19 protein-coding genes are annotated in these 18,952 nt (G+C 58.4%); 12 read left to right on the plus strand and 7 right to left on the minus strand.

What is annotated here, in order from left to right; translation table 11 throughout:
* The first annotated feature begins 4 nt into the window (after positions 1 to 4).
* The 9 genes from KXD86_RS01295 to KXD86_RS01335 all read left to right on the plus strand — a co-directional run bounded on the left by KXD86_RS01295 (position 5) and on the right by KXD86_RS01335 (position 8,057).
* Positions 5 to 277, plus strand: a complete 273-nt coding sequence (locus KXD86_RS01295; protein WP_218634285.1) for a hypothetical protein — start codon at positions 5 to 7, stop codon at positions 275 to 277.
* Between the two features lie 35 nt (positions 278 to 312).
* Positions 313 to 1,521 carry a pilus assembly protein TadG-related protein gene (locus KXD86_RS01300; RefSeq protein WP_218634286.1) on the plus strand — a complete coding sequence of 403 codons (1,209 nt, stop codon included), beginning with the start codon at positions 313 to 315 and terminating at the stop codon, positions 1,519 to 1,521.
* A gap of 53 nt (positions 1,522 to 1,574) precedes the next feature.
* Positions 1,575 to 2,036 (plus strand): TadE/TadG family type IV pilus assembly protein, encoded by a 462-nt coding sequence (locus KXD86_RS01305; RefSeq protein WP_218634287.1) that lies wholly within the window; start codon positions 1,575 to 1,577, stop codon positions 2,034 to 2,036.
* A complete protein-coding gene (locus tag KXD86_RS01310) occupies positions 2,033 to 2,521 on the plus strand; it encodes a TadE/TadG family type IV pilus assembly protein (protein WP_218634288.1) in 489 nt (162 codons plus the stop codon). The genes KXD86_RS01305 and KXD86_RS01310 overlap by 4 nt, the downstream gene beginning before the upstream one ends.
* Positions 2,522 to 2,545: 24 nt before the next feature.
* Positions 2,546 to 3,730 carry a CpaE/TadZ family protein gene (locus tag KXD86_RS01315; RefSeq protein ID WP_218634289.1) on the plus strand — a complete coding sequence of 395 codons (1,185 nt, stop codon included), beginning with the start codon at positions 2,546 to 2,548 and terminating at the stop codon, positions 3,728 to 3,730.
* A gap of 10 nt (positions 3,731 to 3,740) precedes the next feature.
* A complete protein-coding gene (locus KXD86_RS01320; RefSeq protein ID WP_228739290.1) occupies positions 3,741 to 5,102 on the plus strand; it encodes a TadA family conjugal transfer-associated ATPase in 1,362 nt (453 codons plus the stop codon).
* 3 nt (positions 5,103 to 5,105) lie between these two features.
* Entirely contained in the window at positions 5,106 to 6,089 is a 984-nt protein-coding gene (locus tag KXD86_RS01325) for a type II secretion system F family protein (protein ID WP_218634290.1), read from the plus strand.
* A 12-nt stretch (positions 6,090 to 6,101) separates the two neighbouring features.
* Complete coding sequence (locus KXD86_RS01330; RefSeq protein WP_218634291.1) at positions 6,102 to 7,064, plus strand: type II secretion system F family protein; 963 nt, start codon at positions 6,102 to 6,104, stop codon at positions 7,062 to 7,064.
* Between the two features lie 66 nt (positions 7,065 to 7,130).
* Positions 7,131 to 8,057, plus strand: coding sequence for a tetratricopeptide repeat protein (locus KXD86_RS01335; RefSeq protein WP_218634292.1), 927 nt, complete (start codon positions 7,131 to 7,133; stop codon positions 8,055 to 8,057).
* 51 nt (positions 8,058 to 8,108) lie between these two features.
* On the opposite strand, the gene KXD86_RS01340 is transcribed toward KXD86_RS01335, so the two are convergent.
* The 7 genes from KXD86_RS01340 to KXD86_RS01370 form a co-directional block, all read right to left on the minus strand.
* On the minus strand, positions 8,109 to 8,903 hold the full coding sequence (locus KXD86_RS01340) for an RES family NAD+ phosphorylase (protein WP_218634293.1): 795 nt from the start codon (positions 8,901 to 8,903) through the stop codon (positions 8,109 to 8,111).
* Positions 8,900 to 9,265 carry an MbcA/ParS/Xre antitoxin family protein gene (locus KXD86_RS01345; RefSeq protein WP_218634294.1) on the minus strand — a complete coding sequence of 122 codons (366 nt, stop codon included), beginning with the start codon at positions 9,263 to 9,265 and terminating at the stop codon, positions 8,900 to 8,902. The genes KXD86_RS01340 and KXD86_RS01345 overlap by 4 nt, the downstream gene beginning before the upstream one ends.
* A 78-nt stretch (positions 9,266 to 9,343) precedes the next feature.
* On the minus strand, positions 9,344 to 10,903 hold the full coding sequence (locus KXD86_RS01350) for an FGGY-family carbohydrate kinase (RefSeq protein ID WP_218634295.1): 1,560 nt from the start codon (positions 10,901 to 10,903) through the stop codon (positions 9,344 to 9,346).
* On the minus strand, positions 10,893 to 12,500 hold the full coding sequence (locus KXD86_RS01355; RefSeq protein ID WP_218634296.1) for a glycerol-3-phosphate dehydrogenase/oxidase: 1,608 nt from the start codon (positions 12,498 to 12,500) through the stop codon (positions 10,893 to 10,895). Before KXD86_RS01355 ends, KXD86_RS01350 begins: the two co-directional genes overlap by 11 nt.
* A complete protein-coding gene (locus KXD86_RS01360) occupies positions 12,497 to 14,113 on the minus strand; it encodes an FAD-binding oxidoreductase (protein ID WP_218634297.1) in 1,617 nt (538 codons plus the stop codon). The genes KXD86_RS01355 and KXD86_RS01360 overlap by 4 nt, the downstream gene beginning before the upstream one ends.
* Before the next feature lie 108 nt (positions 14,114 to 14,221).
* Positions 14,222 to 14,884, minus strand: a complete 663-nt coding sequence (locus KXD86_RS01365; RefSeq protein WP_218634298.1) for a transglutaminase-like cysteine peptidase — start codon at positions 14,882 to 14,884, stop codon at positions 14,222 to 14,224.
* 8 nt (positions 14,885 to 14,892) lie between these two features.
* Positions 14,893 to 15,546 carry a type II secretion system protein N gene (locus KXD86_RS01370; protein WP_218634299.1) on the minus strand — a complete coding sequence of 218 codons (654 nt, stop codon included), beginning with the start codon at positions 15,544 to 15,546 and terminating at the stop codon, positions 14,893 to 14,895.
* Positions 15,547 to 15,710: 164 nt separating this feature from the next.
* Between KXD86_RS01370 and gspE the strand changes: the two genes are divergently transcribed.
* From gspE to gspG, 3 genes are all read left to right on the plus strand, one after another.
* Positions 15,711 to 17,219: a type II secretion system ATPase GspE gene (gspE, locus tag KXD86_RS01375; protein WP_218634300.1), complete on the plus strand. Its 1,509-nt coding sequence runs from the start codon at positions 15,711 to 15,713 to the stop codon at positions 17,217 to 17,219.
* A gap of 3 nt (positions 17,220 to 17,222) precedes the next feature.
* Entirely contained in the window at positions 17,223 to 18,434 is a 1,212-nt protein-coding gene (gene gspF, locus KXD86_RS01380) for a type II secretion system inner membrane protein GspF (RefSeq protein WP_218634301.1), read from the plus strand.
* A gap of 64 nt (positions 18,435 to 18,498) precedes the next feature.
* Positions 18,499 to 18,951 (plus strand): type II secretion system major pseudopilin GspG, encoded by a 453-nt coding sequence (gene gspG, locus KXD86_RS01385; protein ID WP_218634302.1) that lies wholly within the window; start codon positions 18,499 to 18,501, stop codon positions 18,949 to 18,951.
* The last annotated feature ends 1 nt before the right edge of the window (position 18,952 follow it).

The following is an 18,952-nucleotide window of genomic DNA, read 5'->3' on the forward strand; positions in this document are numbered from 1 at the left end:
CACCATGAAACTGATGAATAGCAAACCACGATTCGTACTGTCCGCCATCGTTGTGGCGGTGTCCTTGGGTGGATGTGCATCGCCGTCCTCCGAGTGGGATTTCGGAAACTCTGTTCGCACCATGGTGGCCTCTCAGAAGTATGTGCCGCCGGGCCAGGAGCCGCCCGCGATTCCCACGATGGATGGCGCTCGTGCCACCGGTGCGGTGGAACGCAACCGAACAACTCCACCTTCACCGCAACGCATCTATGACGGAATGGGTGGCGCTGAGCTGTAAAACCAGTGGGTGGATGATGACAAGGAGGCAGCATCATGCAGGGTATCAGCTGGATGAAACCGGAATATCGTAAACAGCAGGGCGCTATTTTGCCGCTGGTCGCGATATCGTTGCTGGCCATTCTCGGAATGGCAGGGCTGGCATTGGATATGAGCCATGCCCACCTCCAGAAAACGCGGTTGCAGAATAGCCTTGATGCCGCCGCGCTCAGCGCGGCCAAGGTGCTCGACCAAACCGGTAACACACTGGTTGCCGAGGCGGCCGGTCTTGATACCTTTGCGAGCAATGCGGACGAACCGGGAAATACGGCCTTAGGGAATGCGCTTACCGCCGGAACGCTCACACTCGCTGTCGAGTTCTCATCAACACTGAATCCGTTCATTCCCGCCACCGTGCCGGCGCAGTACGTCCGGGTACGGGCTACAGGATTTGATGTCGATCACTGGTTTGCCCCTCTGCTTGGCGTCAACAGCACGGATATACCAGGATCAGCCGTCGCTGGTCCGAGCCCGACCCTCGGCAACGTCTGCAATGTTGCGCCAATGATGGTGTGTGGTACGCCTCCAGAGACCGCCCCGACAGGCACCACCTACGGCTATTCCCGAGGTGACGTTGAAATGCTGAAAATCGGCGCTGGGGACGCCTCGTCGGTGGGAAACGGGAACTTCTATCTCGTGCGCCTTGATGGAGATGCTGGCGGAGCGGATGTGCGGGAATCGGCAGCGGGCAAATACGACAGTTGCCTGAGCACCGGGGAGGCCATTGAGACAGAGCCCGGCAATACCGTGGGCCCCTTTGCGCAAGGCATCAATACCCGTGTGGGTGTCTACAACGGACCTGTCAGTGCCGATGAATACCCGCCCGATTGGTTCCCGGACCATGCAGCTTATACCGAATCGGACTACGAGACCGGTGTAGCCCCAGATTTCGACCTCGATTGGTACCTCGGCCAAATGGCCAACGTTGATCCGGCCCTGCCACCATCGGGCGTTCCCGGTCGCCGAATTCTGACCCTTCCGGTCGGACACTGTGATGGTCTTGCCAGCGGACAGAGCTCTGTCGACCTCCTCGGCTTCGCCTGCTTCTACATGATCACAAAGATGGAGCAAACGGGGCAGGCCGTGTTTTTTGGGCAATTCAAGGATGATTGTGGCGGCAGCGGTGTCCCCGGGCCGAACCCGGTGACAGGGCCAGGTCCCCACGTGATTCAGTTGTATAAGGATCCGGACACTCGGGACAGTTGACGAGTTTTTGAGACGAAAAGGACAGGATCTGTTTTCAAGGGAGTGGCCAGGCGATGAAAAAGTTATCAACGGACAAACGTAAGCAGCGTGGTATTGCGGCGATCGAGTTCATGGTTTCCGCGCCCTTGCTGATTGTGGTTGTGTTTGCCGTCACCGAATTAGGCTGGGCGTTCCATCAATACCACACCATGACGCGGGCTACCCGCGATGGCGCCAGGCATATGGCCTCCGGGGCCCTCATTGGCAGTGTCGGAATCATCTACCTCGAAACCGGGCGCGTTCAGGAAACCGGAAATCTGGTGGTTTATGGCAACGTTGCCGGAACGGGGGATCCCCTGCTACCACAGTGGTCAGCCGCCGATGTGACGGTTTCCAGCCCAGACGCAAGCCATATCCGGGTTTCGGCCAATTACAACTACGTCCCGCTGGTCGGAAGGATCCCCGCTTTCTATGGCGGCGAGCCCCTGACCCTGTCTTTTCAAATGCAAAGCACTGTAGAGATGAGGGCCTTATGACTATCTGCGCCAGGGCACAGCGTGGTGCCCATACTGTTGAGTTCGCATTGGTTGGTTCTCTCTTCTTTGTATTGCTGTTCGGATCCGTTGAGTTCGGCCGACTGATGTTTGTCTGGAACACCCTTGGCGAGGTCAGCCGACAGAGCGCCCGGGTGGCGGTGGTCTGCCCGGTAAATCACAGTGCGATTCGCCGCATCGGGATGTTCGATGTGGCGGGTTCCACCGGCTCCAGTCCCGTCCTGCCGGCGCTGAACGAATCAAACATTCAGATCGATTACCTGGATGCCAATGGCACGCCTGTCGATCCCGCCATCAATTACCTCGATATCGTGTTTGTGCGGAGTGAGGTCAACTCAGTGCGCCATCGGTTGATCATTCCGTTCTTCTTCCAGGAATTTGATTTGCCGTCGTTCGTGACTGTTTTGCCCCGGGAAAGCCTGGGCGTTTCACCTGAAGGAACTGGCTGCTTCGGAACAGTGAGCTGAATCAGCAGGGATGAGGAAAGCTGTATGAAACCAAGTATGAGAGTGTTGCTGGCGGGAAGGGATGCCAGCCAATTAGCAGAGATGGAAAAGCTGATGGTCAGCGGAACCTCGCACATCCTGAGCCTGCGCCATATCAGCAATGGCAATTCGGACCCTCTCTATAATTTGCCAGAGATGCCGGAAACCCTTGTTTTTTGTCTCACGGGTGCCTGGGAGGAGGAGCTCAGGGCATTGGATGAGCGGCCCATGGCCCGACGCCCGCCAACGATTGTCGTCGGGCCGGAGAACATTGCAGTCATGAGAATGGCTTTACGAGTGGGTGCGCGAGATTACTTCAGTTTCCCGATGCCGGAATACGATCTCAGGAACTCGCTGAACCGCATTGCGGAGGGCCTCCGGGCCGATGCGGGTATTAATAACGCCAAACTAACCGCCGTCATTAACGCCAAGGGTGGCTCCGGGGCCAGCATCATCGCGGCAACCCTGGCACACAGCCTTGTCGCTCGGATCGGGCAGCGTGTTTCATTACTGGACCTCGATTTCCAGTTTGGTCACCTGTCCTCCCTGTTCGATCTTCCTCCCGACGGTGGTCTGGTTGATGCCATCGTGCGCTCGGACAACATGGATGCCATGGCGCTTGAAGGCCACATGCTGAAACACAAAAGCGGGCTTCACATTCTGGGCGATACCTCGCAGCAACTGATCGTGCCTGGTGACATCGAAGAAGGGCAATTGAAGAAGCTGATCTCGGTCGTTCAGTCGGGTTACGACCATGTGATTGCGGATCTTCCAAGACAGATCGATCCGGTGGCCGGGGTGGTATTGGAATCCGCCGACGTCATTCTTTTGGTGGTTCAGCAGAGCATTGCCCACGTGCAGGATGCGCGACAAATGGTGCGGTACCTCAACACCTATCTGGGCATCCCCCCGACTCGCATGAAAGTGGTGGTGAATCGCTGGGATAAGCGTCTCGACCTGAGTTTCGAGGATATCCGGAAGAGTCTCGAAATTGAGGACATCTGCTGCATCCCGAATGATTTTTCGAAGGTGGCCGAGAGCGCCAATCTCGGTACGCCTCTTCTGGAATTCGCGCCATCTTCACCGGTGAGCAGAAGCATCGTGAACCTGGCCGAAAGTCTGAGTGGAAAGAAAGCCGAATCTGGCCAGTTCGGGCTAGGCAGGGTTCTTCGCAAACTGGCCCGGACATGAGGTGGATGACATGACTACCAACGGAATGAACGATATCTCCTACGCGCGATTCGGCATCAATGGCCACAGCAACGATGGTGAGCAGGCCCGGCGGGTCGAAGAGGAGCAGGAGCGCATCTGCAAGAAAAACCTGCGCCAGAAGTTGATGAAGGTGCTGGATCTTTCATTGATAAGCACGCTGGGCCGTGAGGAGGCCGAAAACCAGATTCTGGCGATCGGTCAACAAATCATGAACGAGGATTCGGTGCCCCTGAGCCTGAACTCCCGGCAGCGGGTACTCAAACAGATCCTCGACGACATCCTGGGGCTCGGCCCACTGGAGCCTCTGCTGGCGGACAAAAGCATAGCGGACATCCTGGTAAACGGGTTCAACAGCGTCTACGTGGAGCGAAACGGCAAGCTTGAGAAGGTGGACGTCACGTTCAGCAACGACGCTCATCTGCTCAATGTGATCGACCGGATCGTTTCGAGCGTTGGGCGACGGATCGACGAATCCTCGCCGATGGTGGACGCCCGACTGCAGGATGGGTCGCGGGTCAACGCAATCATTCCGCCGCTGGCTGTCGACGGACCGTTACTGTCGATTCGACGATTCTCGATTGGCCGCCTGTCTGTGGATGCCCTGATTGAGAAAAGCACCCTGACGCCACCGATTGCCGAACTTCTCGAGGCCATCGTCCAGGGCAGGCTTAATGTCCTGATCTCTGGTGGCACAGGTTCGGGTAAGACCACATTACTGAATGTGCTTTCCGGTTTTGTTCCCCATGACGAGCGGATCGTGACCATTGAGGATTCCGCCGAGCTGCAACTACAGCAGCCCCACGTGGTAAGGCTGGAAACTCGTCCTCCCAACATTGAAAGCAAAGGTGAGGTGAATCAGCGGGATCTGGTCAGAAACAGTCTCCGTATGCGGCCGGACCGGATCATTGTTGGCGAGGTCCGGGGGGCTGAAGCCCTGGATATGTTGCAGGCCATGAACACCGGGCACGATGGCTCCATGACGACCCTGCACGCGAATTCCCCCCGCGATGCCCTGACCAGGATCGAGAACATGGTGTCCATGGCGAGTGCAAGCATGCCCATGAAGGCGATTCGAACCCAGGTCGCCTCTGCCATTGATGTGGTCCTTCAGGTCGAGCGTCAGGAGGACGGCACCCGACGGCTGGTGAGTGTCCAGGAAATCAACGGCATGGAAGGCGACGTCATTACCATGTCCGAGCTATTCACGTTCCGCCGTCGCGGCAAGGACGAGAAGGGCAAGGTTATCGGCAGTTACGCCGCAACCGGCATCGTGCCTCGGTTCCAGGAACACCTCCAACAACGCGGGATTGTGGTCCCGTTGTCTCTCTATAACCCGGACCTGGAGGACTGAGCCATGGAAGTGCTCGGCGAGAATCTATGGATATTTGTCGCACTCGTGTTTACCGCGGTGTTCCTGCTTTCCCAGGGGTTGGTCATTCCCGTTTTCGGTGAGAGTCGGAGTGCCCGAAAACGCATGCGACGGCGCATGAAAACGATGATGGACGATGCTGTCAACCAGCAACGGGTATCCCTGCTTCGAGAGCATTACACGCGGAACCTGAACCCGCTGGAAAAGCGTCTCGAAATGCTCGATGTACTCGAGCCCCTGCGAAATCTTATCGCCCAGAGCGGTATGAAGACACCAGCCTACCGGGTGGTATTGCTTGCCCTGCTAATGGGCGCCCTGACTGCCGGTATTGCCTGGAGTCTGAACAAGGCGTACTGGGCACCGGCCGTGGGAGCACCACTGGGATCGATTCTGCCGTTTCTCCACATCCGCAAAAAAAGGGCAAGCAGAATCGCACGGATCGAGGAGCAGTTACCGGACGTTGTCGACGTCATTATCCGGGCGCTCAGGGCCGGTCACCCGTTCGTTGAAGCCATCCGGCTCGTGTCCACGGAAATGCCCAGTCCCGTCAAGGAAGAATTCAGGACCACCTTCAACGAGATCAATTACGGAGGCGACGTCCGCACGGCGTTGATGGGACTGTTACAACGCGTTCCGAGCATTCTGGTTATGGCCTTGATCACGGCAGTTCTGGTGCAGCGTGAGTCCGGTGGCAACCTGGCGGAGGTGTTGGAGAAAATTGCTGCCGTCATCCGGGGACGATTCCGCTTCCAGCGCAAAGTGAGAACACTCTCGGCGGAAGGCCGGATCTCTGCCTGGGTTCTTACGCTCACCCCGTTTGTCCTGTTTCTGGTCATCTCCGTGGTGAATCCCGATTACATGCCGATGCTCACGGAAAGCCCGCGGGGCGGGGATATCATCCTGGTTGCGCTGGTTCTGATCGTGCTCGGTGTGTTCTGGATCAAGAAGATCCTTAATCTCAAGGTGTGAAGGAGAAACGCCATGGATTATCTGATTGGACTTCTCAACTCTACGCTGCAAAACCAGCAGATAGCGGAATGGGTCTTTGTGTCTTTGATGGGGGCGACGGTGTTCTGCGCTGGCCTCGCCGGGATATTCCTCATCTCGACGATCTTCAATCCGGTACGGAACCGCCTGCAAGAGGTAGTTGGCACCGAGCAGGAGGGCGCGCCGGCTAAAACGGGGGCCATGGTCATCCTGATGGGCAAAGTGGCTCCCTTCGTATTGCCCAAGAAGGAAGGAGAGCGCAGCCGGACCCGGGAAAAGCTGATGCATGCGGGATTTCGGAGCGATAACGCCCTGGCCAACTTCTATGCGATCAAGACATTGTTGTTCATAGGCCTTCCCTTATTGATTCTGCTGGTCATTAACTGGCTACCTTCAGTGACGTCGGCCCTGGCCCTGCAGTCCGCCGCAGCGGCGGTGCTCATCGGTGTCGCGGCCCCGAACTATGTGTTGGCGAAATTGATTCAGCGCCGTAAGCGGCTGCTTTACCACGGGTTCCCGGACGCTCTCGACCTTCTGGTGGTCTGCACAGAAGCCGGCTTTGGCCTCAAGCCGGCCCTTCAGCGCGTGGCTGACGAGGTGTCCGTGGGCCATCCGGAACTGGCCGAGGAGTTCGCCCTGGTGAATGCGGAAATGAGGGCGGGTGTTGAACGGTCGGAGGCCCTCCACAACCTGGCGGATCGTACCGGCCTGGAGGAAATTGCGGGTCTCGTCACCCTCTTGAGCCAGAGTCTTCGGTTTGGCACCAGCATTGCGGATTCCCTGAGGATCTATTCCGAAGAGTTTCGCGACAAAAGGATGCAGAAAGCCGAGGAGGAAGCCGGAAAAATTTCCACGAAGCTGATTTTCCCTCTGGTTTTCTGCATGTTCCCGGCGTTCTTTGTGGTGGCCATTGGGCCGGCGATTGTCGGGCTGATGGATCATTTTAACATTCAATGACAGGGCTGATTCAAAGCCGTGCCGAAACGGTATGAGACTTTCAATAGGACACAGGAGTAACGCCCCATGAAAGGCATGAACTGGATGATGAAAGGAAGCAGTATCGTTCTGACGTGCGCGTTTCTGGCCGGATGCGCATCGACGCCCACAGGCGCGGAGGGGGATTTCTCCGGTTTGTACAGTGGCAAATCGGAGCTGACATTTTCGACACTGATGCCGATTGAATCGGCGGCCGAGGGCATTGCCCGCGGTGACGCCGCCCGCGCCAGGGGTGAGCTTGACCAGGCCATTTTCGAGTACATCCGAACCCTTGAGTTGGAACCGGACAATCCGGAGAGTTTTTATAAAATCGGCGCCATTAACCTCCAGAAAGAGGAGTTGGGCAAGGCTCATACCGCATTCCAGAGTGCCCTGGAACATGACCCCGACCACGCTGGCGCCCTGGAGGGCATGGGTTTGGTACTGATGCAGATGCGCCAGCCAGATCGGGCCCGTATCGTGCTGGAGAAAGCGGTCAGTCTGGATCCAAAGTTGGGTAAAGCCCATAACGCGCTTGGCATCCTTGCCGATCTTCGTGGCGATTTCGTCCGGGCGGGCGAGCACTATAACGACGCCTTGATGCTGTCTCCCTTGAGTGCGCGCATTCAGAATAACCTGGGCTATTCGCATTACCTGGCGGGCCAATGGGATCTGGCCGAGCGGGCCTACCTTGCCGCCCTCAATGTTGATCCCTGGCATAAGCGAGCCTGGCAAAATCTGGGGCAACTCTACACACGCCAGGAGCGTTACGATGAGGCGCTTGAGGTGCTAAGAGAGGTGATGTCCGAAGCGGAGGCTCTTAACACCGTGGGCTACATCTGTATGAGCGGCGAAAAATTCGCGGATGCGGAGCGGTTCTTTACCCTGGCTGCAGAGGCGTCGCCGAGTTACTACGTCACGGCCAATGAAAATCTGGAGCAGGTCCGGCGGCTGATCGCCAGGAACGATCCCTGATTGTCTCGTCACCCAGCCAGCCTATCGATCGTATCCGGCCATCTGATCGTTTCAGATGGCCGGATCGGGCAACCGTCCGTCGATGAGGAATTGGCCCCGGGAAAATTCCAGTACCTCCCTGGAGCCATCCTCCGCGGTGAGACTCATCGACACCGAGTCGGTGGCAGTCACAACGATTAAACGCATCTTTTCCCGTGGCGTGTGGTCCTTCAGTGCGCCGGGCTCAAACAGGGCGGCGTTCACTCCCTCCATGCCGTCGCGGGCGTGGTAGGGCAAGGAGTACAATCCGGCCTGAAGGGCGCGGGCTGACAGGAACTGAAACGCCTTTACCCCGCACGCACGCATTTCGCTGCCCAACGATTGGGTCATTGCATAACTGGATGGGTGCGTCAGATCTTCGTGAAGCTCGTTCCAGGCCTTGCCCTGCAACCGAACGCCATGCTCGGTTCGGATTCTGGCCCCAAACACGGTATGGAGTGTCCGCAAGGGTTTGGGAAAGGGCACGGCGACGTGACTGATAAATACGAACCGATAGAACGCGGTTTCAGCCAGCGCGGTGTTTACGGTCATGGCGCCATAGAAAAGGCTTTTTTCGAAGGCCTGCCCAAAGCGCGAGCCGTGTTTTAGCGGCGGGTAGCGAAAGGGTGTGGCGAGCAGGTAGTGGAGGCGGCCCGTTCCCCTGGCGCGGGCTGGCTTGGTCTTTTCCAGCAGTTCCTCCAGCCGTGCCTGCTCCGGAATGTTGTCGACAAGCCGGGTGGTGGCGATCTCTTCCTGGGATTCAACAACCCGATAGACGGTACCCTGTAACGGTTCAAGACACCGGGCAATCCGGGCTTCGTGCGTCAAAGCTTACCCCGCATGGCATCCAGGTAGTGATTGACCCGGACGAGCCCCTCCGCGGATTTGACCAACTCACGCGGGATCGCCTCGAAATACCGGTTCTCGGTGTTGATCCAGTGTTTCATGGCGTCGGGCTCGCCACCCGTCAACGCATAGACACTGCGGTAGAGCCGGATAAAGAGCAGGGCCAGTTCTCCGGACTTGCTCTCCGGGTCAATGCCGTCCCGAACCAGTCCCGTCCGGTTTCGGCCAACAATGTCTGCCAGCTCGGTCTGATTGAAGCCAAAGGCCTTTCCGGCATTCAGTAATGCTTTCGAGAGCAGTACCTTGTCCTGGGTGGATTCATCCTGAAGTTTTGCGGTACTCATGACTCGGGACCCCGTGTTGATTTTTCACAGTATAGCCTAATTATGTGAAAAAATGACAGTTGGGTTGCTGTGCCTGACTCACTCGGGGTACCCTGTGATCTCCCGAATCTTGCGGTACAAGGGCTGGAGCTGGGGGTACATTTTTAGGTAGACCTCTGAATAGAGCCGCTCGTACAGCGCCTGGGTTTCCGGTCGCGGCTGGAACACCTCGCCGACCCGGGTCATGGCGGCGACGGCGGTCGGAAAATCAGGGTGCAGGCCCAAGCCCACGGCGGCATCAATCGCGGCGCCCAGACCAGAGGTTTCGTAGGTGTGCGGTCGTTCGGCCGGCAGACCGAACACGTCGGCTGTCAGTTGCATGGCGGCATCACTTTGAGAGCCGCCTCCGGCTACCCGGAGGGTTCGGATGCGCACTCCGGTTCGCTTTTCGATCTTTTCCTTGCCTTCCCGCAGGGCGTAGGCGAGCCCCTCGAGTATGGCCCGATAGATGTGCGAGCGGGTGTGAACGTCGCCAAATCCGATGATCGAGCCCTTGGCTTCGGGCCCCGGTTGCCTCACGCCGGGGGACCAATAGGGTTGCAGCATCAGGCCCATGGATCCGGGGGGTACGGCGCGCACCAGCTCATCGAACAGCTCCTCCGGTTCAATGCCCCGTTGTTCGGCAAGCTTGCGTTCCCTCAAGCCGAATTCCCGCTTGAACCAACTTACCATCCAGAAGCCCCGGTAGATCATCACCTCTGTAGAGTAGTGCCCGGGTAGCGCGGATGGGTAGGGCGGCATCAATCTGATGGGCTCCACGTACCGTTTGCTGGTGGTATTGATGGTCGCGGTCGTGCCATAGCTCATGCAGCCGACATCCGGTGCGAGGCCGCCTGAGCCCAGAATCTCGCAGGCTTTGTCCGAGGCGGCCGCAATGACCGGAAGGCCTGCTGGAAGCCCCAGGTGTTCAGAAGCTTCGGAGGTGAGGGAGCCCAGGGGTTCGCCGGGTTCGACGAGTTCGGGCAGCATGTCCCGGGTGATTGGCATGGTTTGCCATTTGAAATCCCGGGGACCTGCCCATTGGTGTTTTCGGTAATTGAAGGGCAGGTAGCCCACCTGGCTTCCGGTGGAATCCCGGAGCTGACCGGTCAGTCGATAATTGAGGTAGCCGGACAGCAAAAGAAAATGCCGGGTTTTTTGCCAGATTTCCGGCTGATTCTGAGCAATCCAGTTGGCTTGGGCTTTTTCCCGGAAACGGTTGATGGTGTCTTCCAGGCGGGCCAGCTTGAACAGCCAGCCCCAAGGGCCTTTGACGGGGCCATCCACCCGGGCGTGCCGCTGATCAAGCCAGATGATCGCTGGGCGCAAGGGCTTACCGTCCTCACCCAGGTTAATCACCGTGCCACGCTGGGTGGTCACGGTGACACCGGCTACCTGATCCGGGGTGGCCTCGGTCGTTTCCCACAGCAGCGTGCAGGCGTTCCCGAGATTGTCCCAGAAATAGTCCGGGTGTTGTTCGGCCCATCCCGGCTGTTCGGAGAAATAGGGATCGAGATCCTGTTTGCCTTTGCCGACAAGATTGCCGCGGGTGTCGAACAGCAGGGCGCGAACGCTCTGTGTACCGTTATCGATGGCGAGAATTAAGGGGTCACTGGTCATCGCCAGACTCCTTGTCAGGCAATGCGTAAGCTCGCATGCGGATCTCGCGGTAACGGATTTCCTCCTGTTCCCAGCGCTCATCAGTCCAGCCCAGTACCGGCTGGCAATAGCGTCTGATAGTGGGAAGCAGATCTTGAGCGCCGTTTTGGGCGATCAGGCCCAGTCGGGTCCGCCGTAAGAGAAGGTCGTCCAGATGGTGAACGTCTTCATGGCTGCACGCCCAGCGTAGCTCTGACCAGAGCAGGCCAGAGGGCTTCCCGTCGACCGGTACGTCGTCGAGACACCCGTCCGCCAGCATTGACTCCAGGTCGGGGCCGTAATACCCCGTTAGTCGGTTCCAGGTCAGATGACCGATGGAGGGTGGGCGCTGCCGCTCTGCGCCCGCTGTAAAGACGGGACACTGCGGATCCCGGAGGCACCGTGCGCCCTGGTCACCCAGGCCCCTGGCAAGGGCTTCGCGAGCGATCAGGCGGAAGGTGGTGAGTTTGCCCCCGGAAATGCTGATCAGTCCCTCGTGTTCCTGAAACTCGTGCTCACGATTCTCTTTGGACGGCGCTTTGCCGGAACCGTCGGTGACGATGGGGCGAACACCGGCCCAGGTCGAAAGAATATCTTGCCGGGACAGGTTACTGGACGGGAACAGGCGTTCGGAGATTTTCAACAGGTAGTCGACTTCCTTGCCAGAGATCCGGGGCTCGTCGTCGAGATTGCCGGAATGGTCGAGGTCGGTGGTTCCCAGAACCGTTGCGCCTTCCCAGGGAAAGGCAAATACCGGGCGCTTGTCCTCGGGGTGCAGTAGGGATATGGAGCAGGAAACAGGAAGTCTGGTCCAGGGAACCACAAGATGGCTGCCCCTGAGAGGACGGATGTTCATGACCGGTTGATCGGGCGATGCTGTCTGCAACCGGTCGGCCCAGGCACCTGTGGCGTTAATGACGAGCGGACTGGACACGTCAAAGGGCTCGTCACTTCCTTCAGCCTGCAGACGAACGCCCGACACCTTGCCGTCGGTCCGCTTTACCTCCAGGGCTTTGACGTAATTCAGGCAAACGGCGCCGTCTTTTCGGGCTTCGGCGATGATGCGCTGAACCAGGCGGGCGTCATCGGTTACGGCATCGGAAAAAACGCTCGCCCCGATGAGATCGTTGGTGGTCAGCCCGGGGGCCCAGTGTGTGGCTTCGGCACGGTTGAGTAACCGACGTGAATGGACGCCCGAAATCCGATCGTAAACGGCGAGCAGAATCTGGAACAGTCCTGGACTGGGGAACTGCCGGTGGAAGTGCGGCATCAAAAAACGCAGGGGCCGTATAAGGCCCGGGGCCTCTGCCAACAGGCGTTGACGTTCCCGGACGGCATCCCGTGTCAGCCGGTATTGCCCACTACCAAGGTAGCGAAGACCGCCATGAACCATCTTGGACGAGCGGCTGGACGTTCCCCAGGCAAAATCCTTTTGCTCCACCAGGAGCGTTCGCAATCCACTGCCGGCCGCTTCCCGTGCGACCCCTGCGCCGGTAATCCCTCCACCGATGACAATCACATCAAAGCAGCGCCTGGCGGCCCTCAGTTCACCGAGAAGCTGGTCTCTTGGGATGGTCATGGTCCTTCCACCAGGGTTCCGGGATTCAGCAGGGCGTCCGGGTCGAAGGTGTTGCACAGTGACCGGATGGCCAGCATGCCCAGTTCTCCCTTCTCAACCGGCAGAAAGGGCGCATGATCCTTGCCCACACCATGTTGGTGACTGATGGTGCCCCGATTGGCGACGATCAGTTCGGACGTGCTGTGCTTGAGAGACTTCCAGCGCGCCAATGTCTCTTCATAGGACTCCGCGACCCGGAACACGTAAGTGGTGTAGATGCTGCATCCCTGGCCATAAAAATGGGAGAGATGGGTGAAAACATGGACGGATTCGTTCCTGTCGTCGAGGCCATGCCTCAGGTTATTTTCCATTAGCCCAAGCAGGTTATCGACATTATCCCAGTCGGTTGCGGTTTCCAGGGTGTCGACGGCATAGCCAAGCTCCCACAGCGCCTCCCGGAGGTAGGGCATAGTAAACCGTTTCTCAGCCCATTTAGCGCCCAGGTGTGTACCGGTATAAACGCCCCCGTATTCCGAGCAGATTCGGCGGGCCTCTGACCGGGCACTTTTGCATTGCCGGCGGCTGCCGGTCAGGCCAAAGGTCATCATGCATTTGCCCTCGCCGGAACCACGAAGGGACAGGTATTGCTCCAGCAGGCCAATCAATCGGGGGTGGCCCGCAAGGGCCAGTTGGGTTTCCGTTTCAACGGCGTTGCTGAGGCGCAGCATCGACAGCTGTGTCCGATTCTGGACCAATTGCTGGCAGGCGGCCCGGGCGCTTTCCCAGCTGGGGAAGAACACGACGTGAAAGCTCTCGTGCTCGGGTAGCCGGCTGACTCGAACCTTGACCTCGGTTATCAGCCCGAGCCGGCCTTCCGAGCCCAGTATCATCTCCCGGATGTCTGGGCCCGCACTGGAGGCTGGGATGGTTGGCAGGTCCAGGGTTCCCTGAAGGGTTTCAACCCGCCCGCCTGCAAACAGTTGTTCGATCCGCCCATACCGGAGAGACTGTTGCCCACTGGATCGGGATGCCACCCAACCGCCGATCGTGGACAGCTCAAACGATTGGGGAAAATGACCGAGCGTATAACCGTGGGCACGGAGCTGAGATTCCACCAGCGGGCCGGGTGTCCCGGCGCCGAAGGTTGCAATCTGACTTTCCCGGTCCAGATCGGTGAGTCGATTCATTTCGCCCATATCGACGGTCAGAACCGGGTTGTCTGCCGCAATTGGATTGATATGGCCTGCAACGCTGGTGCCTCCACCGTAGGGAATGAGGTGGACATCATTCTCGCTTGCGAACTGGAGCAGGGCCTGTATGTCGCGGCTGGAGCGGGGGAACGCGACACCATCGGGGAAGACGCCGAACTCTCCGCTGCGCATGGCCAGCCAGTCCGCAAGGCTTTGCCCGCGGGCATGCCGCACCCGCGCTTCGGGCCCGGAGTCAATCAGGTTGTCGAGCCGCTGGTCTGGCAGCGAGGGGAGTCTGGATTCGGGCACGCGGTCGCACACGTCTTGGAGAGTGGCATCCGGAAGCGGCTTCCCGGCACCGATGCGCTTGGACAGAAATTCGTTGCCCTCCTGCGGCAGCGCCATATTGAACGTTTCGTCACCCCAGCCGTTCCAGCGTCGCATCCGTTTGTTCCCTTGTTAGTGGTTAATGTCGCCATTCTAGAGGGTCGGGGAGCGAATGCGCTGTCGCTTGGCGACATTCCGGATGTCATTTGCCGCCAGCGGGAAAGGTCAGGGTCTGAGTGAATCGATCAATCGGTCGTTGAGTTCCTGCCATCTGGAAAGCTTCTGAGCTTCCCCGATCCGTTTCCGCTCGCCACCTGTATTGTTCAGCCAGAGGCCTTCACCGTTGAAACTGTAAACCGGTTCAAGATCAGTGCGTTGGGATGCAGGTTTAATCTCGTTTATAAGGTTGTCCAGAATGAGAGGGTCGGCATCCGGCTCCGGGTACCAGGCAAGCACCATGTGAGCCTGGTTCAAGTCCAGGGCCTTTACGTAAACCACTCGCATCTGATCGTCAGGGACCCCCATGGATTTCAGGGTAAGGTATTTGGCGATGGAGAAATCCTCACAATCGCCGGCATTTGTGGTGAGAAACTCAACAGGCGTGGCCCAGTAGTCCTCTTCGCCCCAGTGCTCTATGTCACTGACAAACCGTACCCGATTGAAAAACCGGTTCACGAGCTGGAGCTGGCGGTCAACGGGTGCGTTGGCCGCGAGGGTATGGAGCCGTTGCCAGTTCTCCAGGCGCTCGTGAGCTTCCGAGCCGAACTCTTCCTGAACGTAGGTCATCAGCCGGCTGCTGAGTTCCAGGGCGCCGAAAACCGCAGTAGCCAGAAGGAGTGCAGGCATTATAGTGGTTCGACGCCGGAACGCTGAAGCCGCCGTAACCATGTCGGGCCTCAGTTACTGTTGTTCCGGAGGCGTTCCCTGAGCTGCTCAAGGCGCCGGCGAATTTCCTCTCTGCGCTGTTCATCGTTTGCGACCGGTGAGGACTGTTGGGCGGGAGAGGACGACCGTGAAACCGGGGTCGACTGCGGGTCCTCCTCTTGATCGCTTGCTGCGAACGACATGCCCGACCGATCCTCATTTTCCGGGAAGAAGAGGTTTTCGAGCTTGCCACCCCTCTCTATGACGACTCGGTTGGGGTGCACGGAACGAAGGGTGGCATTGCCCGGTAATTCGTCACCCACGGGGTAGGCTTCGGTGTTGCCTTTCTGGTCCTCAATAAGTGCGCTGCCGGGAAATTCACCGTCTGCGGCAAGAACCCCCCTCAGGTAAAGGCGCAGGTTGGTTTCCGGCAGGTTCTCGGTTTCCTCCGGTTGCGCAGCGCCATCCTCGCCGGCAATGCCGAACAGGGTTAACGAGGCCAGATCAATCTCCGGTGGCTCACCCGTTGCCGACGCATCCCGGGTGATCGGTTGGGTGTCGCTCAGGACGGCGGGCTGGTTTTTGGTCAACACGAAACTATAGATCTGCCAGGCTGTCACACCCACCATGGCCGCGCCCGCGACGAGGGCGAGAAGTAGGGGAAGCCGTTCATTGTATAAGGGCATTGATCATCCTGGATGCTATGGGTGGGCGGCGAAAAAGCCCACAGGTTATCAGACGGCAATGTTTTATTGGCAGTATAGTGTATAGAGTTATTCAGCGGGTCCATATCCTGTGGTAGCCTTTCTGAATTGATTGAATCAAAAAGAATTTCAGGACGGGGAAGACCTTGACTACAGAATCCGAATTTCAGCAGCAGGATGCTCCGCTGGGCCGTCTTCCTTTCACGTTCGCCAAACGCAACGGCGTGATACTGACACGCTCTGACGATGGCGATCCAATCATACTGATTCGGCCCGGAGCCTCTCATTCGGCGCTCGCTGAAGCCAACCGGGTGAGCGGTGGCCGTGCGAAATTTTCCACCATCGATCCAGACCGGTTTGATCACGCGTTGAATGCCGCCTACCAGAACGATTCTGCGGAAGCCATGCAGATGGTAGAAGGCATCGGTGATGATATGGATTTGGCGTCGCTGGCGGATTCCGTACCGGAAACCGAGGATCTGCTTGAGCAAGAAGACGACGCGCCAATCATCCGCCTGATTAATGCGATTCTGACGGAAGCGGTCAAAACCAGCGCCTCGGATGTCCATATCGAAACCTATGAGAAGCGATTGGTCGTCCGGTTCCGGGTCGACGGGGTTCTGAGAGAGGTGGTTCAGCCCAAGCGCGCGCTCGCGCCGCTGCTGGTGTCGCGGATCAAAGTGATGGCCAAGCTCGACATCGCCGAAAAGCGGGTGCCCCAGGACGGTCGTATTGCGTTGCGCGTGGCCGGTCGGGAAGTGGATATCCGGGTCTCAACAATGCCGTCCTCTAGTGGCGAGCGCGTCGTATTGCGTCTGCTGGACAAGCAGGCGGGTGCGATTCGTCTGGAATCGCTGGGCATGTCGGACGATGACCTGAAGGTACTTCGGAAGCTGATTTACCGTCCTTATGGCATCCTTCTGGTGACGGGGCCGACCGGTTCCGGTAAATCAACCACACTCTATGCCTCGCTGCAGGAAATCAACGACCGCAGCCGTAATATCCTGACCGTTGAGGACCCGATCGAGTACAACCTTCCGGGGATTGGTCAGACCCAGGTCAATCCCAAGGTCGATATGACCTTCGCCCGGGGATTGCGGGCCATTCTTCGCCAGGATCCCGATGTGGTTATGATCGGTGAGATCCGGGACCTTGAAACCGCAGAAATTGCTGTCCAGGCGAGTCTGACCGGTCACCTCGTGTTGTCCACTTTGCACACCAATACCGCTGTCGGTGCGATAACGCGCTTGATGGATATGGGCATTGAGCCATTCCTGATTTCGTCGAGCCTGGTGGGCATCGTCGCCCAGCGCCTGGTCCGGGTATTGTGCAAGGAATGCCGGGAGCCTTATACCCCGACGGAGGAACATTGCGAGTTCCTTCAGCTTGATCCGGCCATGCCCCCCACCATCTACCGTGCCAAAGGTTGCGAGCACTGCAACGACCTGGGCTACCGCGGCCGAATCGGTATCTATGAGGTGGTGGAAATCAACGACGAGATCAGCGCACTGATCCATAAGCGGGCGGGCGAACTCGATCTGGAGCGCGAAGCCCGCCGGCGTGGTCCGAGCATCCACGCGGATGGTGTGCAGAAGATACTGGATGGCGTGACCAGCGTGGAAGAGGTTCTGCGCGTCACCCATCGGAGTCCCTGATCCATGCCGGCATACGATTACAAAGCGCTTGATGCCCGGGGCAAACAGAAACACGGGGTAATGGAGGCAGACGCGCCTCGCGCTGTGCGTCAACAGCTTCGGGAAAAGGGCATGACGCCGCTTGCCGTTGAGCCTTCAACGGAGAAACAGGCGCGTTCCAACCCGCTCAGCAGTCGTGGCTCTCTGGCTGCAGCCGATCTGGCGCTGGTCACCCGGCAACTCTCGACGCTGATTCAGTCAGGCATTCCCGTGGAACAGGCGCTGTCTGCGGCGGCCCAGCAATCCTCAAAGCCCAGGATCCGCAGCATGCTGATCGCAATTCGGGCAAAGGTCATGGAAGGGTACACCCTGGCGGACAGTCTCGGGGAATTCCCGAGAGCGTTTCCCCGTCTGTACCGGTCCACTGTGTCGGCCGGCGAGCACGCGGGTCACCTTGATCTGGTGCTTAACAGGTTGGCGGATTACACCGAAAGCCGGCAGGAAGCGCGCCAGAAAATTCAGTTGGCCGCCATCTACCCGATCATTCTCAGTGTGGTCGCCATTTCCATCGTTGTGTTTCTGCTTACGTACGTCGTCCCGGACATCATCGAAGTGTTCGTTAAGCAGGGGCAGCAGCTTCCCGCACTCACGACAGCCATGTTGACGGTCTCGGAATTTCTCGCGGATTACGGTGTCTACCTTCTGATTCTCCTGATTGGCGCGGTGGTCGCGTTTCGAATCGCCCTGAGCAAGCCGGGTTTCCGGATGCGTTTTCACAAGCGGCTTTTGCATCTGCCCCTGGTGGCCGGAATGGTCCGGGGCGTGAGTACAGCCCGTTACGCCAGTACGCTCAGCATCCTGACAACCAGTGGCGTCCCCCTGGTGGAAGCCATGCGGATTGCCGGGGAGGTATTATCGAACGATTTCCTGCGCAGTGAATTGCGGGTTGCTGCCCGGAAGGTCAGTGAGGGGGGATCCTTGCACCGGTCCCTTGATCAGACCGGATATTTCCCGCCCATGATGCTGCACATGATTGCCAGTGGCGAGGCCAGCGGAGAATTGGACAGCATGCTGGAACGGACCGCCCGCATGCAGGAAAACACGCTTCAGTCCAAGATTGCCGCCATCGTCGGCCTGTTTGAACCGATGATGTTGCTCATCATGGGGGTGGTGGTGCTGATTATTGTGCTGGCCATCATGCTGCCTATTCTGAACATGAGTAACCTGGTGGGTTAAGCCTGCCGGCGACCAGGAACCTGATAATGCAAAAAGGGATTTCATGCCAATGACGAGTGAGACTATGACGATTCCAAACCTGAAAATTCGCGCACACAACCGCGGCTTCACCCTGATCGAAATCATGGTGGTCATGGTAATCCTTGGCCTGCTGGTGGCCATCGTTGCCCCGAATATCATGGGCCGAAGTGACCAGGCAAAGGTGACCGTCGCGGAAACCCAGCTTAGCAACATTGCCAACGCGCTTGACCTGTATCGCCTCGATAACAGCCAGTATCCCTCCACCCAGCAAGGCCTGGAAGCCCTGGTGAGCAAGCCCAGCGGCAGCCCCGAGCCCAAGAACTGGAATCCCGACGGCTATCTCAAGAGCGTTCCTGAAGATCCCTGGGGCACTGAGTACCAGTACGTGAGCCCGGGCACCGAAGGGCCCTACGACCTCTACTCCTATGGCGCAGATGGCCAGGAAGGCGGAGAGGGTGATGCGGCTGACATCAGTGCCTGGAATACCAAGGACTAAA

It is taken from the genome of Marinobacter arenosus (assembly GCF_019264345.1).
Taxonomy (GTDB): domain Bacteria; phylum Pseudomonadota; class Gammaproteobacteria; order Pseudomonadales; family Oleiphilaceae; genus Marinobacter; species Marinobacter arenosus.

Excerpts from the sequence above, each read along its gene's own strand:
- KXD86_RS01295 (WP_218634285.1), top strand. The coding sequence starts at position 5 with ATGAAACTGATGAATAGCAAACCACGATTCGTACTGTCCGCCATCGTT.
- KXD86_RS01300 (WP_218634286.1), top strand. The coding sequence starts at position 313 with ATGCAGGGTATCAGCTGGATGAAACCGGAATATCGTAAACAGCAGGGC.
- KXD86_RS01305 (WP_218634287.1), top strand. The coding sequence starts at position 1,575 with ATGAAAAAGTTATCAACGGACAAACGTAAGCAGCGTGGTATTGCGGCG.
- KXD86_RS01310 (WP_218634288.1), top strand. The coding sequence starts at position 2,033 with ATGACTATCTGCGCCAGGGCACAGCGTGGTGCCCATACTGTTGAGTTC.
- KXD86_RS01315 (WP_218634289.1), top strand. The coding sequence starts at position 2,546 with ATGAAACCAAGTATGAGAGTGTTGCTGGCGGGAAGGGATGCCAGCCAA.
- KXD86_RS01320 (WP_228739290.1), top strand. The coding sequence starts at position 3,741 with ATGACTACCAACGGAATGAACGATATCTCCTACGCGCGATTCGGCATC.
- KXD86_RS01325 (WP_218634290.1), top strand. The coding sequence starts at position 5,106 with ATGGAAGTGCTCGGCGAGAATCTATGGATATTTGTCGCACTCGTGTTT.
- KXD86_RS01330 (WP_218634291.1), top strand. The coding sequence starts at position 6,102 with ATGGATTATCTGATTGGACTTCTCAACTCTACGCTGCAAAACCAGCAG.
- KXD86_RS01335 (WP_218634292.1), top strand. The coding sequence starts at position 7,131 with ATGAAAGGCATGAACTGGATGATGAAAGGAAGCAGTATCGTTCTGACG.
- KXD86_RS01345 (WP_218634294.1), bottom strand. The coding sequence starts at position 9,265 with ATGAGTACCGCAAAACTTCAGGATGAATCCACCCAGGACAAGGTACTG.
- KXD86_RS01350 (WP_218634295.1), bottom strand. The coding sequence starts at position 10,903 with ATGACCAGTGACCCCTTAATTCTCGCCATCGATAACGGTACACAGAGC.
- KXD86_RS01355 (WP_218634296.1), bottom strand. The coding sequence starts at position 12,500 with ATGACCATCCCAAGAGACCAGCTTCTCGGTGAACTGAGGGCCGCCAGG.
- KXD86_RS01360 (WP_218634297.1), bottom strand. The coding sequence starts at position 14,113 with ATGCGACGCTGGAACGGCTGGGGTGACGAAACGTTCAATATGGCGCTG.
- KXD86_RS01365 (WP_218634298.1), bottom strand. The coding sequence starts at position 14,884 with ATGGTTACGGCGGCTTCAGCGTTCCGGCGTCGAACCACTATAATGCCT.
- KXD86_RS01370 (WP_218634299.1), bottom strand. The coding sequence starts at position 15,546 with ATGCCCTTATACAATGAACGGCTTCCCCTACTTCTCGCCCTCGTCGCG.
- gspF (WP_218634301.1), top strand. The coding sequence starts at position 17,223 with ATGCCGGCATACGATTACAAAGCGCTTGATGCCCGGGGCAAACAGAAA.
- gspG (WP_218634302.1), top strand. The coding sequence starts at position 18,499 with ATGACGATTCCAAACCTGAAAATTCGCGCACACAACCGCGGCTTCACC.